The organism is Geobacillus stearothermophilus ATCC 12980 (genome assembly GCF_030369615.1).
Lineage (GTDB): Bacteria > Bacillota > Bacilli > Bacillales > Anoxybacillaceae > Geobacillus > Geobacillus stearothermophilus.
Window position 1 is genome coordinate 329,590 of record NZ_CP128494.1, and the last position, 15,320, is coordinate 344,909.

Genomic DNA, 15,320 nt, shown 5'->3' on the forward strand with positions numbered 1-15,320 from the left:
ACAGGGTCTAAGCCACCATTAAGCATAACGTCCTGTTAAACTGTTTGCGCCTATTCTTCATTATGGGAAGAAAAGGGGGATTTTCATCCCTGGGTGGAGGGCAAACCATTGCCCATGGATCTTTTCCGTGAAAATGCAGGACTGACGCGAGATTTTCATCCCTGGGTGGAGGGCAAAGCGTGCTGCCCATGGATCTTTTCCGTGAAAATGCAGGACTGACGCGAGATTTTCATCCCTGGGTGGAGGGCAAAGCGTGCTGCCCATGGATCTTTTCCGTGAAAATACATGCGCCTTCAGCGGTCATTTTCATGCCCGGGTGGAGAGCAAAAATTGCTCATGGAACTTTTCCATGCCTTTCTGTTCGTATGACACGATGAGTTCCATGACTTTGGCAGCCTCCTTTTCCTCCATGGTCTTCACCTCATCTCGCAGTCGGACTTCTTCTTCCTCCGATAACCGCAAATACGTTTCGAAAAAGCCGAACAACAGACGCTGTCTCGCCTCATCGAGCTCGAGGCGGGTGAGCATGCGCAAAAATTCCTTTTTCACTTCCACCTTCTCCTCTTCATTATACCCCATTTTGCTTAACAGGGCGGCGGCGACCGGGTTGTCATGGCGGATGTATGTGCGCCATGGGAGTTTGGACAATTCCACCGTCAAAAAACGGAAATCGAGAACGGTCAAAAACGGAAACGAAACGGTGAATGAAGATGGTTCATCGCGGATGGCATCATAGCTGAAGATGGCGATCGGAAGAATGCGGCGGCGGTGTTTTTGAAACAAGCGGCTGAAATAAATGAACATTCGCTCTGAAAACGAGGATTGGATGTAGCTTTGATGTTCGATGTGGACGACGATCAGTCCATCTTCTCCTCTCAGCTTCGTCTCGACCAATAAATCGACTCGATGTTTTTCACCCGCGGTGACATCGGTCAGCACTTCTTCTGATAAAAAGGAAAGGTAGTGAAAGTCAATCTGTTCGTGTACGTGAGGAAAGAAGAGGAGAACAAATTCTTCAAAAAAGGTGCTCAACAACTCTTTAAACAGCCGATCGTGGTCAATGCGCGTTTCTGACATGGTCTTCCTCCCGATATGTTTTTAGATTCGCATAGCTTGATTCGCCTTGCACTATGCAAAATCCTGCCGGTCTCCCTGCATTTTTTCTGCTGTTAGAAGAAGGAAATCAGGGAGGATTGTCGAATTTTGATGACATTGGAAAAATGATGAAACCAACGGCTGCCTTCGCCGTATGTATAAGCGAAGGGGAAAGGAGGGAGGGGAGTTGTTCAGCCATTCGCCTGAAGTTGTGTACGGATGGGTGCTTGTCGTCAGTGCGTTGTTGACGGTTTTGTATTTTTTCTTCAGCGATGTGCTTGACGGTTTGTTCGATGTGGCTGATCATCCGCTGTTCAGTCCGCAGTTAGTTTTATCGTTTTTCATTGTTGGCAGCGCGGTCGGATTGCTGGCGGAATGGTACACAGACTGGGCATCGAGCTTGGTTCTGTGGCTTGCCATCGGCGTGGCGCTTGTTGCTGTGTTGCTGTTGCACTTTTTCGTTTTTTTGCCGCTCCGTTCGGCTGAGGCGTCACTTGGGTATACGGACGCCGATTTGGAGGGGGCGCTTGCTAAAGTGATCGTCTCGGTGCCGCCTGACGGGTTGGGCGAAATTCTCATCTCCCGTAAAAGCGGCGCGGTGGCCAAAGCGGCGAAAAGCGCAAATAATGAGGCCATTCCGTCAGGGGAAGAGGTCATCATCGTACAAATGGAAAACGGCGTCGCTGTGGTGGCGAGGCACGATCCGTATCACCTTTCCATCTAAAACAAAGAAAGGGGACTTGTCATGGTTGCGCCATGGTTGATGGTCATTGGTGTCGTCGTCTTGCTTCTTGTCGGCCTTATTGCCATTTTTATCGCCCGCTACCGCACCGTCGGGCCGGACGAGGCGCTCATTGTGACGGGCAGCTACTTAGGAAGCAAAAACGTTCATGTCGATGAATCGGGAAACAAAATCAAAATCGTCCGCGGCGGCGGCACGTTCGTCGTGCCGATTTTCCAACAGGCTGAGCCGCTGAGCCTATTGTCGATCAAGCTTGACGTGCAAACGCCCGAGGTGTACACCGAACAAGGCGTGCCCGTGATGGCGGACGGGGTGGCCATTATTAAAGTCGGCAGCTCAATCGGCGAAATCGCGACCGCGGCCGAGCAGTTTTTAGGGAAAACACGCCAAGATATGGAAAACGAAGCGCGTGAAGTGCTTGAAGGCCATCTTCGCTCCATTCTCGGGTCGATGACGGTTGAAGAAATTTATAAAAACCGCGACAAGTTTTCGCAAGAAGTGCAGCGTGTCGCCTCGCAAGATTTGGCGAAAATGGGGCTTGTCATCGTCTCGTTCACGATCAAAGACGTGCGCGACAAAAACGGTTACCTCGATGCGCTCGGGAAGCCGCGCATCGCCCAAGTGAAGCGCGATGCTGACATCGCCACGGCCGAGGCGGAAAAAGAGACGCGCATCAAGCGGGCTGAAGCAGACAAGGAAGCGCGCAAGGCGGAGCTCGAGCGGCTAACGGAAATCGCGGAGGCGGAGAAAATCAACCAGTTGAAGCTCGCTGAGTTCCGCCGCGAGCAAGACATCGCCAAAGCGCGAGCCGATCAGGCGTATCATTTGGAGGAAGCGAAGGCGAAACAAGAAGTGATGGCCCAACAAATGCAAATCAAAATCATCGAGCGGCAAAAACAAATCGAGCTCGAAGAAAAAGAAATTTTGCGCCGCGAGCGCCAATACGACTCGGAAGTGAAGAAAAAAGCCGATGCCGAGCGCTATGCGATCGAACAAAAAGCGGCGGCGGAAAAGGCGAAGCAAATCGCCGAAGCCGATGCGCAAAAATACCGCGTCGAAACGCTGGCGAAAGCGGAAGCGGAGCGCATCCGTCTCGACGGGCTGGCGAAAGCCGAGGCGGAGAAAGCGAAAGGGGAAGCGGAAGCGGAAATCATCCGACTGAAAGGCCTCGCCGAAGCGGAAGCGAAACAAAAGATCGCCGAAGCGTTCGAGCGCTACGGCCAGGCTGCGGTGCTCGACATGATCATCAAGATGCTTCCGGAGTATGCGAAGCAAGTGGCGAGCCCGCTTGCGAACATCGAGAAGCTGACGATCGTCGACACCGGCTCAGGAGCGGGAGGCGGCGCCAACCGCGTCACGGGCTATGCGACGAACTTAATGGCGAGCTTGCAGGAGACGTTAAAAGCTTCGACGGGCATCGATGTGAAGCAGCTGCTCGAGAGCGTCGCCCAGGGTGGAGCGGCCCATGTCCAGCCGCTCGGTGCGCCAGCATCGTCCCAACAGGCGAAGACAACAGAATGATGCCTATCCTCCCACAGCGCCCTTCGTTTGAACCCGAGGGCGCTGTTTCTCGTCGCCTTGTTCACGACATTCGTCGGAGTTGCGCATCAAGCGTTGTTTCGTTATGATGGGAACGGGTGGAATGGAAAAAAGGAAGTAGGTTGAGAATAATGAAACGAGCTCGAATTATTTATAACCCGACATCGGGTCGCGAGTTGTTTAAGCGCCATTTGCCTGATGTGCTCGTGCGGTTGGAAAAGGCGGGCTATGAAACGTCGTGCCACGCCACCGAAGGGCCGGGGGATGCGACGGAAGCAGCGCGCCAGGCCGTCCTGCGGGAATTTGATCTCGTTGTCGCCGCAGGGGGCGACGGAACGATCAATGAAGTCGTCAACGGCATCGCCGATCAGCCGTATCGGCCGACACTGGGCGTCATTCCTGTCGGGACGACGAACGATTTCGCCCGCGCCATCGGCGTGCCCCGTTCGATTGAAGGGGCGTGCGACGTGATCGCCACGGGCGAGCCCGTCCCGATTGACATCGGCTGTGTGACGAACGAAGACAAAACGCACTATTTCATCAACATCGCGGGCGGCGGGCGCCTGACCGAGCTCACCTACGAAGTGCCGAGCAAGCTGAAAACGATGCTTGGCCAGCTCGCCTATTACTTGAAAGGGATCGAGATGTTGCCGTCCATCAAGGCGACCGAAGCGCAAATTGAGTATGACGGCAAACTGTTCGAAGGCGAGATTATGATGTTTTTAGTTTCGCTCACGAACTCGGTCGGCGGGTTTGAAAAACTGGCGCCCGATTCGTCGCTCAATGACGGCCTGTTCGATTTTATCATCGTCAAGAAAACGAACTTGGCCGAATTCATCCGCCTTGTCACCCTCGCGGCGCGCGGCGAGCACATCAACGACCCGCACGTCATTTACACGAAAGCGAACCGGGTGAAAGTGCACTCGCCGATGCAGCTGAACTTAGACGGCGAATTCGGCGGCATGCTTCCAGGGGAGTTCGTCAATTTGCGCCGCCATATTGACGTATTGATGCCAAAAGAAAAGGCAGAACAAGTGAGAACAGGAAGATAAGCCTGTTCTTTTCTTATGCCTTTCCCCTATAAAGGGCACGCTACATATACAGAGGAACGGCAGAAAGGAGAACGACATGACGAAGCAGCAAGCACCAGTCGCCAAAAACGAGTATTATGACGTCACATTCACCGATTTGACCCACGACGGGCTCGGGGTGGCGAAAGTCGACGGTTTTCCGTTGTTTGTGAAACACGCGCTTCCCGGCGAGCGGGCGAAGGTGAAAGCGATCAAAGTGAAAAAAGGGTATGGGTACGGCCGCCTCGTGGAGCTGTACGAACCAAGCCCCGACCGCGTTGAGCCGCCGTGCCCCGTCTATCGCCAATGCGGCGGCTGCCAGCTGCAACACCTCAGCTACGAAGGCCAGCTGAAAGCGAAGGAAAAGCAGGTGAAAGAAGTGCTCGCCCGCATCGGCAAGCTTGACGGCGTCACCGTCCATCCCGTCATCGGGATGAAGAACCCATGGCGCTACCGCAACAAGGCGCAAGTGCCCGTTGGCGAGCGCGAAGGGGGCTTGGTGGCGGGCTTTTACAAGGAGCGGACGCATGAAATCATCGATATGGACGCCTGCCTCATCCAGCAAGAGGCGAACGATGTCGTCGTCCAGGCCGTGAAGCGCATCGCCGAGCGCTATGGTATTCCCCCATACGACGAAACCACGCACAAGGGCGTTCTTCGCCATATTGTCGCCCGCTACGGCGCGTCAACTGGCGAGGTGATGGTCGTGCTCGTCACCCGCACGGACCATCTGCCCCACGAACAGGACATTGTCCGTGACATCGTCCGCGCCATTCCGGGCGTGAAATCGATCGTGCAAAACGTCAACCCCGAGCGGACGAACGTCATTTTCGGCGCCAAAACGCGGGTGTTATGGGGGAGCGAGTTCATCACCGATCGCATCGGCGACATCCAATTCGCCATCTCGGCCCGCTCGTTTTATCAAGTTAACCCGGAACAGACGAAAGTGCTGTATGACAAAGCGCTCGAATACGCGGAGTTGACCGGGCGGGAGACGGTGATCGACGCCTACTGCGGCATCGGCACGATCTCGCTCTTTTTGGCGCGTAAAGCGAAACACGTCTACGGCGTCGAAATCGTCCCCGAAGCGATCGAAGACGCCAAGCGCAACGCCAAACTCAACGGCATCCAAAACGTCACCTTCGAAGTCGGCGCCGCCGAAGACGTCATCCCGCGTTGGTATCAAGAAGGCATCCGCGCCGACTGCTTGGTCGTTGACCCGCCGCGCAAAGGCTGTGACGCCGCGCTGCTTGAGACGATCATCGCCATGAAACCGCCGCGCGTCGTCTACGTCTCGTGCAACCCGGCGACGCTCGCCCGCGACTTGCGCATCCTAGAAGACGGCGGCTACGAAACGATCGAAGTCCAGCCAGTGGACATGTTTCCGCACACGGCGCATGTGGAGTGTGTGGCGAAAATTCGGTTGAGATAAGACAACGGGCCGGTGGATCCGGCCTTGTTGTTTGCAGTCGAATTGGGCAAACGGCCATGACGACACGAATGACATGATAAAGATTTCATCCGCCTGCAAAACTGGGGGCTGGATGAGATCCATCCTATTGAGAATCCACAACACTTGCAAGTGTTCCTCGAACGGTTATGGTGAACGACTCCCGCTTCATGCAAAGCACAGTCGGAGTTTCTTTGCCCCAAATGTCACCCTCTGTCTTCCTGAGCGTCAACCGGCATAAAACATATTTTTCTTCCCCCTTTTGTACCGAAAACCGTATATAATGGAGATTGGAAATCACAAGGAGGTACATAGAAGCCATGCTCACAGGCGAATTGCGCCATAAAGTCGATAAAATATGGGAAACGTTTTGGACAGGCGGCATTACGAACCCGCTGACGGTCATTGAACAGTTTACGTAGCCAAATTGATCGTCGATTACTTTGTGAAAAACGGAGTCATGGACAAGCGGGTGCTGCAGGAAGAACCGTTTAAAACCGTCGGCAGCATTGTTGAACTCTTTCAAGACAACATGGATGACGCGCGGAAGATTATTCGCATTATCGATGAGATTAACCGAAATTCGGAAGAAATTGCGGGGGCGTGAGCGATGGGCGGCATCAACCGGGAAGAGGTTCTCGCGGGAATGGATCAATCGCTGGTTGTGATGGCACGGATGGAGATGCGCTGTTTTTCCTAGGGGCAGTGCACGATAAGGAGCGCTGAACGTGAGCATTTCGTCTCTCATTTTGCTTTTGTTGGTCATGTCGATCGTGTTGTTCGTGTATGGTGTTGTCCAAAAGAGCAAAGCCGCGAAACGGATCGCCTTTGGCCTCTTCATCGCATCGGTCGGATTGGCCGGTTTTGTCGTGTTTCTCATCGGCTATATGTAACAACAGTCAAAGACGAACACGCTGTTCTGTGTGTTCGGCTTTGCGTTTGCGGCGATTCAGATGGGGATCATTGGGGGAGATGGGGCTCGCGCTCAAGGCCTCAAGGACTGGCATTAGGGGACCGTTCGAGGCGGATTTCTCTGTCTTGCCTCATCTATCATTTTTGGGCTTCAAAGTTATTTTTAAAAAAAGCGAAGAAAGTCGTTCATTTTTCTACACGAGGACAAGCGCAGGAAATATAAAGAAAATGCAGAAAAGAATGATATATAAAAAAATTATTGAAGCAGAAGTGTGTAGTATTTATAATATTATTTGGTTATGTGTTATACAACAAAAGTAATCAGCTGGCATAGGAGGGATTGGATTGATTGAAAAGCTCGTGGAAACGGTGAACGGGTGGCTGTGGAGCCCTTTCTTAATTGCTTTTATTGTCTGTTGTGGTTTGTATTTTAGCATTCGCACCCGCTTCCTGCAAATCCGCCACGTGAAAGAGATGATCCGGCTTGTGACGACGGGGAAGGGCTCTGAGGCCGGGGTGTCTTCTTTCCAGGCGTTGACGATGTCGTTGTCCGGCCGCATTGGCGTTGGGAACGTGGCAGGGACGGCGACGGGGATTGCGTACGGGGGGCCGGGCGCTGTCTTTTGGATGTGGGTCATCACCTTTATCGGAGCGGCGACGGCGTATGTCGAGTCGACGCTGGCGCAAATTTATAAAGAGGAACAAGACGGACAATACCGCGGCGGTCCGGCTTTTTATATTGAAAAGGGCCTTGGCTGGAAATGGTTTGCGGTTGTGATTGCCGGGGCGATCATTCTCTCGATGGCGGTGCTGATGCCGGGAATTCAAGCAAACTCGATTGCCGACAGCTTTTCGAATGCGTTTGGCATTCCGAAATTGGTGACGGGAATTTTCGTGATTGCCCTTCTTGGCTTTACGATTTTTGGCGGAGTGAAGCGGATCGCGAAAACGGCGGAAATTGTCGTGCCGTTTATGGCAGTTGGCTATTTGTTGGTCGCGATTGCCATTATTGCGGCCAATATTGAAAAAGTCCCGGATGTGTTTGGCCTGATTTTCAAAAGCGCGTTTGGCGCTGATCAAGTGTTTGGCGGCATTCTTGGTTCGGCGGTGATGTGGGGGGTCAAACGCGGCCTTTATGCGAATGAAGCGGGGCAAGGGACGGGCGCCCACCCGGCAGCGGCGGCGGAAGTGTCCCACCCGGCGAAGCAGGGGCTTGTGCAGGCGTTTTCGATTTATTTGGACGTGTTCTTGGTCGTGACGGCGACGGCGCTGATGATTTTGTTTACAGGTCAATACAATGTGATCAATGAAAAAACGGGAGAGACGATTGTCGAGCATTTGAAAGGGGTGGAACCGGGCGCAGGGTATACGCAGGCGGCGGTGGACACGCTCTTCCCGGGATTCGGGTCGGCCTTTATTGCGATCGCTCTGTTCTTCTTCGCGTTTACGACGATGTACGCGTATTACTATATTGCCGAGACGAACCTCGCCTATTTGGTGCGCAGTGAAAAGAGGGGAACGGCCTTCTTTGCCTTGAAGCTCGTCTTTTTGGCGGCCACGTTCTATGGAACGGTCAAAACGGCGACGACGGCGTGGGCGATGGGCGACATCGGGCTTGGCATCATGGTGTGGCTCAACTTGATTGCGATCTTGTTGTTGTTTAAACCGGCCTATATGGCCTTGAAAGATTATGAAGAACAGCTGAAGCAAGGGAAAGATCCGGAGTTCAACGCGTCGAAATACGGAATCAAGAACGCGAAATTCTGGGAAAATGGATATAAGAGATGGGAAGAAAAGAAAGAGAAGACATTGTAACAGGTTGATTGGTTGGAGTCGACGGTGTCCCGGATGCAGCGGGACACCCTTTTTTCATCATCATCTATATGGATAAGGAACACTTTCGTTAGACATTCTCTAGGATGGGCATCCTCGAACCATCTTGCCCCCCGTGAATTCATGCGATTTTGCCATTATGATGGCTCCTCATCCGCTTCCACCATACGCTTGAGAGCCGCAAGCCGTTCATCCAATACCCTTCAAAGAAGGAAAGCCACGTTTTCAGTTCGACGAGAGGTTCGGGCTCCAGCCTGTACCTTGTTTCGCGTCCCGTTTTCCGACAGCTGCCCAACCTTGCTTCCGAAAGCACACGAAGATGTTTATTGACAGCTGTGCGGCTGATCGGGAAGGATTTGGCAATCGCGGCAATCGACAATTCGTTGTCCGCGAGCAGCTGCAACATCTGGCGGCGGGTTGGATTGGCGATGGTGTGAAACACATCGTGCTTCGGCGTGGAAACGGTTCGTTTATCCTTCGAGATATGTGGAAAGTTTTTGGTTGACAATGTTCTCCCACCCGTCATCCATAATCTTGCGAACGACTGTGTGAGGCTGCCCAAATTCGGTTGCTTTGTCCGCATCCCATCCGGAATGAATCAAGGTGAATTCCGTTTTTCCGTCTTCCAATGCTTTTCATTCCCAATCTTTTCCCCTGCGCGAAGTTTCTTTGGATTCGTCCACTGATCGTGTACAATACATAAAGGGTGACAACATCGTTCATCTCGGAAGGAGGAAAGCCGTTGACAGACAGCGCAAAACAATCATTCATTACGGACATTCAACAGTTAGATAAAAAAGGAGCCGGGCAAGCGGTCGTTTGGCATGAAGAGGAGGGAAAGAGAAAAAAGCTCAAACTCACTGTTCCGTCCACGCTTCCTGGTGAAAGGGTGCGGGTTTTGATCGATTGGCCGAAACGCCGGAGGGCCCATGCCCGAGTGGAAGAAGTGATCGAGCGGCATCCAGAGCGGCTCGATCCGCCGTGTCCGCACTTTGACCGCTGCGGCGGCTGTGTCTGGCAGCACTGGCGCTATGAGGGACAGCTGCGGCATAAGACCGAACAGGTGAAGGCGCTGCTTGCCCAGCACGGATTTGATCCGGACGTTGTGCGCGAGACGATCGGGATGGAACATCCGTGGCATTACCGCAATAAAATGGAGTTTACGTTCTCTCCTGAGGGCCTGCTTGGACTGCACGAGCAAGGGAATTTCCGGCAAGTGGTTTCGTTGGAGACATGTCTCATTGCCGGCGAGAAGATCGTCAAAGCCGCTATGGAAGTGGCGCGTTGGGCGCGCGATCATCAGCTGCCTGGGTATCACAAAGACACCCATGAAGGGCTGCTTCGCCACGTCATGGTGCGCGAGTCGTTTGCGACAGGAGAGGTGATGGTGGCGCTCTTTGCGACCGAGGCGCCGGAAGGGGAGTTGAAAGAAGCGGAGGCTGATTTGACGGAGCGGATCACGAAGGCGCTCCCGGACGTGAAAAGTTTGCTTTGGCTGGAGAATCGGGCGTGGGCCGACCGCACCCAGGCGGAACGAACGCACGTGCTGGCCGGACGGGATTTCATTTACGATGAATTGTGCGGGTTCCGCTACCGTCTTTGGTTTGATACGTTTTTCCAAACGAACCCGGTGCAGGCGGCCAAATTGGTTGAACTGGCGTTGGAGATGGGCGAGCCCAAGCCCCATGAGAAAATGATCGATCTCTTCTGCGGAGTCGGCACGTTTTCCTTGCCGTTCGCCAAGCGGGTGAAGGCGTTGGCGGGCATTGAAATTGTGGAAACGTCGATCGAGTCGGCGAAACGAAACGCGAAAGACAACGGCGTTGACAATACGTACTTTTTGGCACGGGATGCGCGGCGCGGGATTGATGACGTGTTGGAGCAGTTCGGGCGGCCGGAGCTGCTGCTTTTGGATCCTCCACGTTCTGGCGCAGGCGGAAAAGTGATGCGCAAAATCGGCCGAGCGCAACCGAAGCGGGTGGTGTATGTCTCCTGCAATCCGGAGACGTTTGTGGCTGATATTGCGGAGCTAGCCCCGTTTGGCTATGTGTTGAAAACTGTCCAACCGGTGGACATGTTTCCGCATACGGCGCATGTCGAGTGCTGTGCGTTGCTTGTCAAATCATCATAAATCAGGAAAAGCCCGTTCCCCCAAGTGAGAGGGAAACGGGCTTTATACAAGAAGGGTTTCAGTTGCCACCCGCTCGTTTTGCATGAAATTCAGATTCGATGATGACGGCGGTTTTTTCTTTGCGTCTCTTCGCATATTCCGCTGTTGCGGTGAAAAGAACATCGGAAGAGGAGTTCAGGGCCGTTTCACATGAATCTTGCAACACGCCAATGATAAAACCAACCCCTACTACTTGCATGGCAATATCATTTGGGATGCCAAACAAACTGCATGCCAACGGGATAAGGAGAAGCGAGCCGCCCGCGACGCCGGATGCCCCTGTAGCGGCGATGGTGGAAAGAATGCTAAGAATCAGCGCTGTACCTAGATCGACTTCAATCCCCAATGTGTGAACCGCAGCAAGCGTCAACACGGAAATCGTAACGGCGGCGCCAGCCATATTAATCGTTGCACCGAGAGGGATCGAGACCGAATACGTATCTTTGTTTAATCCGAGTTTTTCAGCCAAATTCATATTCACCGGAATGTTTGCGGCCGAGCTGCGCGTAAAGAAGGCGGTCATTCCGCTTTCCCGAATGCATCTCCACACGAGCGGGTACGGATTTTGGCGAATGTTCACAAAGACAATCAGCGGATTTATGACGAATGCCACGAAAAACATCGTCCCAAGAAGAACGGCCAATAACTTTCCGTATTCGATGAAAGCGGAAAGCCCGTTGGTGACCATCGCGTCAAAAACAAGCCCCATGATTCCGATGGGTGCCAAATTGATGACCCATGTGACAATTTTTGAAATGGCGTCAGAAAAACTGGCGATGACGTTTTTGACCGTCTCCGGCGCAGGTCTTAATGCGATGCCAAGCAGCACCGCCCAAGTCAGGATACCGATATAATTCGCATTGATCAGTGCATGAATAGGGTTATCAACAATATTAAGCAACAATGACTGAAGTACCTCTGTTATGCCGCTAGGGGGAGAGATATCTTTCATCCCTTCAGCTAAAGATAAATGAACCGGAAAGATGAAGCTGGCCACGACGGCGGTAAGACCGGCTAAGAACGTGCTGGCCCCGTATAGGACAAGAATGTGTTGGATATTTGTTTTTTGGCCGCTTTGATGGCGGGAAATGGCGGAGACCACGAGAAAGAACACCAATACGGGTGCGACGGCCTTTAGAGCGCTGACAAACAAGGAACCAAAAATGGACACCCATTTTGTTGATTCCGGGACGGCCATGGCGAGGACAATCCCGATGATGATACCGACAAGGATACGTCTGACAAGGCTAAGCTGATTCCACCTTACAATGAGTTGCTTCATAACGTTCCTCCTGACACTCATGGATGATCAAGAATGAAATTCACCGTACATGCACAAGTGTTTTCCAGTGGTGAACAAACACTATTTTAGCATGAATATTAGTGATTAACGAATAGATTGTTATATTAGAATAGTTTGAATTGTCCAAACGTTGCATTGCCTTTTGCGCTTATGGCAAGGTCGAAAAAGAAGCCAGCCGCGATGGGGCTGACATCGGTTGCAAAGCAAAAAGCTCACTGAATCCTAGCCGTATGAATCAAAATAAACAAAAGGAGTGTGTGGTGCAATTTGAAATTGTAGTAATGTGGTTTTTGCAGAACAGTTGGATCGACTGCAGGGAAGATAGACAAGCTTTTCACTGCATCCGTATAGCACATAGTACAAAAGGGCCGAGTGGCCCCTTCGTTTTTTGCCCCTTTTAGCTCAGCTATACCGGCTAATTGCTTTCGCCAACCATTGCGCCAATGAAGCGACATCGCTCGGCCCATAGGTGAACCGGACAAGCGTTTCGTCCATATCAAGCGCCTCGGAAAGCAATCCAGCAAACCCGCGCGCTTTGCGGTCAATCTCTAAAATGGCTTCAACCCCATGCTCGGAGACAAAGAAAATGGCCTCCAGTTCGTCAAGTCGGCCTTTAAACGGTCCGCTTGCCGGCTTGAATTCAAACTCTTGGATAAACGGCAGCCGCTGTTGCCAATAGCGCGGCGCTTGTTCGCATTGCACATGGCGAAGGCGGAAACCTAATTGGCGGGCCGCCTCGAGAAACGCGGCGACAAGCGGGTGCGGTTCGATGGCGAGATGGTCGCAGTCTTGCGGGTCGAGCGCCATTTTAATGTCAAGGCCGGTTTGCAGCCATACCCGCGAAGAACCGAGCGTGACCGGTACGTCGTACGGCAAGGCGAATTGAAACGGGATCGTTTTCGTTTCGTTCGGCGCGATCGTCAGCGGGCCGCTCACTTTGTAGCGCGCCAGCACGGCTTTTTCTTCAAATTTCTTATCATCGATTTCGCGGATGTACGTTGTGACTAATGCCAAATAAATTTCATCAATGTGCTGTTCGACGCTGCCGCCGCGAATGTCGACAACCCCTTCGACGGTTTCGCCTTGGACATATTGCGCTTTGGCGAGCTTCGTATCAACAGTGGCGGCACCGATGCCGATCGAACTTAACAGTTTTTTGAACAACACGTTCTCCCCCTTGTCAGCGATTTCAGTTGAGAATACGGAGCACCTGGTGAAAAGGTTCTGCTCTTCTTTAAAGTAACATAACGCCTAAAGGGGTTTCACTGTTTTGGAAAGCGAGACGGTTTTTGCTAAAATGGCGTATATGGATGAGAAGGGCGGGTCATGAATGAAACGGGTCATTCATGTTGTCGGGGCAGCCATCTTCAATGAACAGAGGGATGTGTTATGTGCGTTGCGCGCGCCGAACATGTCGCTGCCCAACGTGTGGGAGTTTCCGGGCGGCAAAGTGGAAGAGGGGGAGCGGCCCGAAGACGCTTTAGTTCGGGAAATTCGCGAGGAGCTTGGCTGCACCATTTCGGTCGGTGAGTTGTTGGCTGATGTGTTCCATGAGTATGAACACGCCATCGTGCATTTGCGGACGTATGAAGCCCGCTTAGTCGATGGGGAGCCGCGGGCGCGGGAGCATGCTGAGCTTCGGTGGGTGCCGCTTCAAGCATTGCGCTCTCTTGAGTGGGCGCCGGCGGACATTCCGACTGTTGAGGCGTTGTTGGTTGAGGGGGAAGCGCAGAAGGGCGTTTTGGACGTTCTGATGAGACCGAGATCTATCGACGATTGAGGTGAAGAAAGCCTGGTTGCGGCCGTTTGCCATGTGGCCGCACCAGGCTCTTTTGGTGTCAGCAGTTAGCGGATGTCAAGTGGGTCGTCTGCTTTATCCGTCACGGTGCACGCTTCCGCCAAAGCGAGGTCGGCGGCGGCGTCTTCGGCGGTGACGAGGACGCGCCAGCTCGGGTTCTCGATCAAACGGCAAAAATCAAGAAAGCGCGTTTGAGCGATCGCTTCGTACCACCCGTGGCGGTCCGAGAGCACCACGGTGCGCTCGTATGGGCGGCGCGGAGCGGCTGAAGGTTCCGTGGGCGGCAACAGCCGGTCGGCCGCTTGCTGCAGTTGTTCGATAGCGTCAGCCGACGGCTTTGTCGGGATGGCGTCAAGAAAGGCGTCAATGCAGGCTGCCTCCTCGTCAGTGACGAGGCCGGAGACGGACAGCTGCGTCGGAATCCAGCCGTCAAGCACGATGCGGCCGCGTTTCGTATGAATGTCCCAGTGCGTCGATTCTGAAGCGGCTGGGTCCATCGTAAAGCCGTGGTAATAATGAACGGGGATGCGCCGTCCGTTGCCTTCATGAATCACCGTGGCGCCGACGCGCGGCCGTGTGCCGTCTGTTTCCTGAAGCGCGAATCCGTGGGCGGAAACCGCTTCGCCAAACCAATCGCGGCCGACTTCAAAAAAGTGGACGCCGTGCTCAATGAGAATGCCGCCGCTTCGCCGCTCGTCCCAAAACCAATGGCCTTTGGCGACGCGGTGAGCCGCGTTGTGAAGGCTTGCGTAGTCCACTGGTCCAAGAAGCGCGCGGTGGATGAGTTGCTTGACAGCTTCTGTGAGCGGATGGTAGCGCAAGACGAGATTGACCGCCAACGCCCGGTTCTGGCGGGCGGCGAGCTGGATGTTCGCCCGCAGCGCCTCGGCGGTGAGGCCGCCTGGCTTTTCAAGGAGCACATGTTTTCCTTCCTCAAGCGCCCGCTTGGCAAGCGGGGCGTGCAAATGCGGAGGGGTGGTGAGAATGACGATGTCAACATGCGGGTCAACGATCAATTGTTCAGCTTCGCGGTATTCGCGCACGTCGCCCGCCTGCGGCTGACGGCGGCGATAGGCGTCGATGACGCGCTGGCGCTTTGCGTCCGTTCGGCCAGCGACGGCAGCAAGCTGAAAGGAAGGAAGCGGTGCGAGCGCGCCGGATAAAAATTCAGCGAATGCACCGGCGCCGGCGATGCCGACACGGTAACGGAAAAATGAAGAAATCATGGCGTATTCTCCTCCTCCCTCACATATATATAGCATTAACGATGTTCATTATACCGCAAAGAAAAAGAAGAACGAGAAAATGAAAGTTTTGAAATTGGCAAGCATCAATCATTCCTCATCGACACCATCCGACAATCATTTCGCTTGCGCAACAGAAGGAATATTATGTATATTATTATTAG

General features: G+C 53.4%; 11 protein-coding genes and 4 pseudogenes. 9 read left to right on the forward strand and 6 right to left on the reverse strand.

All coding sequences use genetic code 11. The features are described from left to right. Window positions 1–330 precede the first annotated feature (330 nt). Window positions 331–1,077: pseudogene (locus tag QSJ10_RS01750) on the reverse strand (Rpn family recombination-promoting nuclease/putative transposase); the annotation flags it as partial. Between the two features lie 205 nt (window positions 1,078–1,282). Here QSJ10_RS01750 and QSJ10_RS01755 point away from each other — a divergent pair. From QSJ10_RS01755 to QSJ10_RS01785, 7 genes and pseudogenes are all read left to right on the forward strand, one after another. Then, window positions 1,283–1,819 (forward strand): NfeD family membrane protein, encoded by a 537-nt coding sequence (locus QSJ10_RS01755; protein WP_033013903.1) that lies wholly within the window; start codon window positions 1,283–1,285, stop codon window positions 1,817–1,819. A gap of 21 nt (window positions 1,820–1,840) precedes the next feature. Beyond that, window positions 1,841–3,358, forward strand: a complete 1,518-nt coding sequence (gene floT / locus QSJ10_RS01760; RefSeq protein WP_033013904.1) for a flotillin lipid rafts scaffold protein FloT — start codon at window positions 1,841–1,843, stop codon at window positions 3,356–3,358. A 149-nt stretch (window positions 3,359–3,507) separates the two neighbouring features. Continuing rightward, the gene (locus tag QSJ10_RS01765; RefSeq protein ID WP_033013905.1) at window positions 3,508–4,428 is read left to right on the forward strand and encodes a diacylglycerol kinase; all 921 of its coding nucleotides are present in this window, start codon (window positions 3,508–3,510) and stop codon (window positions 4,426–4,428) included. Between the two features lie 76 nt (window positions 4,429–4,504). Further along, window positions 4,505–5,878 carry a 23S rRNA (uracil(1939)-C(5))-methyltransferase RlmD gene (rlmD, locus tag QSJ10_RS01770; RefSeq protein WP_053532768.1) on the forward strand — a complete coding sequence of 458 codons (1,374 nt, stop codon included), beginning with the start codon at window positions 4,505–4,507 and terminating at the stop codon, window positions 5,876–5,878. A 442-nt stretch (window positions 5,879–6,320) separates the two neighbouring features. Then, a pseudogene (locus QSJ10_RS01775) lies at window positions 6,321–6,503 on the forward strand (hypothetical protein); the annotation flags it as partial. A gap of 121 nt (window positions 6,504–6,624) precedes the next feature. Then, complete coding sequence (locus QSJ10_RS01780) at window positions 6,625–6,789, forward strand: hypothetical protein (RefSeq protein ID WP_162839619.1); 165 nt, start codon at window positions 6,625–6,627, stop codon at window positions 6,787–6,789. Window positions 6,790–7,153: 364 nt separating this feature from the next. Further along, a complete protein-coding gene (locus tag QSJ10_RS01785; protein WP_053532769.1) occupies window positions 7,154–8,623 on the forward strand; it encodes an alanine/glycine:cation symporter family protein in 1,470 nt (489 codons plus the stop codon). 155 nt (window positions 8,624–8,778) lie between these two features. On the opposite strand, the pseudogene QSJ10_RS01790 reads toward QSJ10_RS01785, so the two are convergent. Both QSJ10_RS01790 and QSJ10_RS01795 read right to left on the reverse strand, forming a co-directional pair. Beyond that, window positions 8,779–9,149, reverse strand: a pseudogene (locus QSJ10_RS01790) (ArsR/SmtB family transcription factor). Further along, window positions 9,112–9,276 (reverse strand): annotated as a pseudogene (locus QSJ10_RS01795) (SRPBCC domain-containing protein); the annotation flags it as partial. The pseudogenes QSJ10_RS01795 and QSJ10_RS01790, both read right to left, overlap by 38 nt. A 107-nt stretch (window positions 9,277–9,383) precedes the next feature. On the opposite strand from QSJ10_RS01795, the gene rlmD (QSJ10_RS01800) reads away from it, so the two are divergent. Beyond that, on the forward strand, window positions 9,384–10,772 hold the full coding sequence (gene rlmD / locus QSJ10_RS01800; RefSeq protein ID WP_053532770.1) for a 23S rRNA (uracil(1939)-C(5))-methyltransferase RlmD: 1,389 nt from the start codon (window positions 9,384–9,386) through the stop codon (window positions 10,770–10,772). Between the two features lie 58 nt (window positions 10,773–10,830). On the opposite strand, the gene sstT is transcribed toward rlmD (QSJ10_RS01800), so the two are convergent. Further along, on the reverse strand, window positions 10,831–12,093 hold the full coding sequence (sstT, locus tag QSJ10_RS01805) for a serine/threonine transporter SstT (RefSeq protein ID WP_033013911.1): 1,263 nt from the start codon (window positions 12,091–12,093) through the stop codon (window positions 10,831–10,833). Window positions 12,094–12,516: 423 nt separating this feature from the next. Next, window positions 12,517–13,281 (reverse strand): sporulation protein, encoded by a 765-nt coding sequence (locus tag QSJ10_RS01810; protein ID WP_183084029.1) that lies wholly within the window; start codon window positions 13,279–13,281, stop codon window positions 12,517–12,519. A gap of 163 nt (window positions 13,282–13,444) precedes the next feature. On the opposite strand from QSJ10_RS01810, the gene QSJ10_RS01815 reads away from it, so the two are divergent. Further along, a complete protein-coding gene (locus tag QSJ10_RS01815; protein WP_020754997.1) occupies window positions 13,445–13,894 on the forward strand; it encodes a (deoxy)nucleoside triphosphate pyrophosphohydrolase in 450 nt (149 codons plus the stop codon). Between the two features lie 65 nt (window positions 13,895–13,959). Here QSJ10_RS01815 and QSJ10_RS01820 read toward each other — a convergent pair whose 3' ends face one another. Next, window positions 13,960–15,138: a Gfo/Idh/MocA family protein gene (locus QSJ10_RS01820; RefSeq protein WP_033013912.1), complete on the reverse strand. Its 1,179-nt coding sequence runs from the start codon at window positions 15,136–15,138 to the stop codon at window positions 13,960–13,962. Window positions 15,139–15,320 lie beyond the last annotated feature (182 nt).

Bases quoted from the DNA above. Each gene is read 5' to 3' on its own strand.
- floT (WP_033013904.1), top strand. From the start codon at position 1,841: ATGGTTGCGCCATGGTTGATGGTCATTGGTGTCGTCGTCTTGCTTCTT.
- QSJ10_RS01765 (WP_033013905.1), top strand. From the start codon at position 3,508: ATGAAACGAGCTCGAATTATTTATAACCCGACATCGGGTCGCGAGTTG.
- rlmD (WP_053532768.1), top strand. From the start codon at position 4,505: ATGACGAAGCAGCAAGCACCAGTCGCCAAAAACGAGTATTATGACGTC.
- sstT (WP_033013911.1), bottom strand. From the start codon at position 12,093: ATGAAGCAACTCATTGTAAGGTGGAATCAGCTTAGCCTTGTCAGACGT.
- QSJ10_RS01815 (WP_020754997.1), top strand. From the start codon at position 13,445: ATGAAACGGGTCATTCATGTTGTCGGGGCAGCCATCTTCAATGAACAG.
- QSJ10_RS01820 (WP_033013912.1), bottom strand. From the start codon at position 15,138: ATGATTTCTTCATTTTTCCGTTACCGTGTCGGCATCGCCGGCGCCGGT.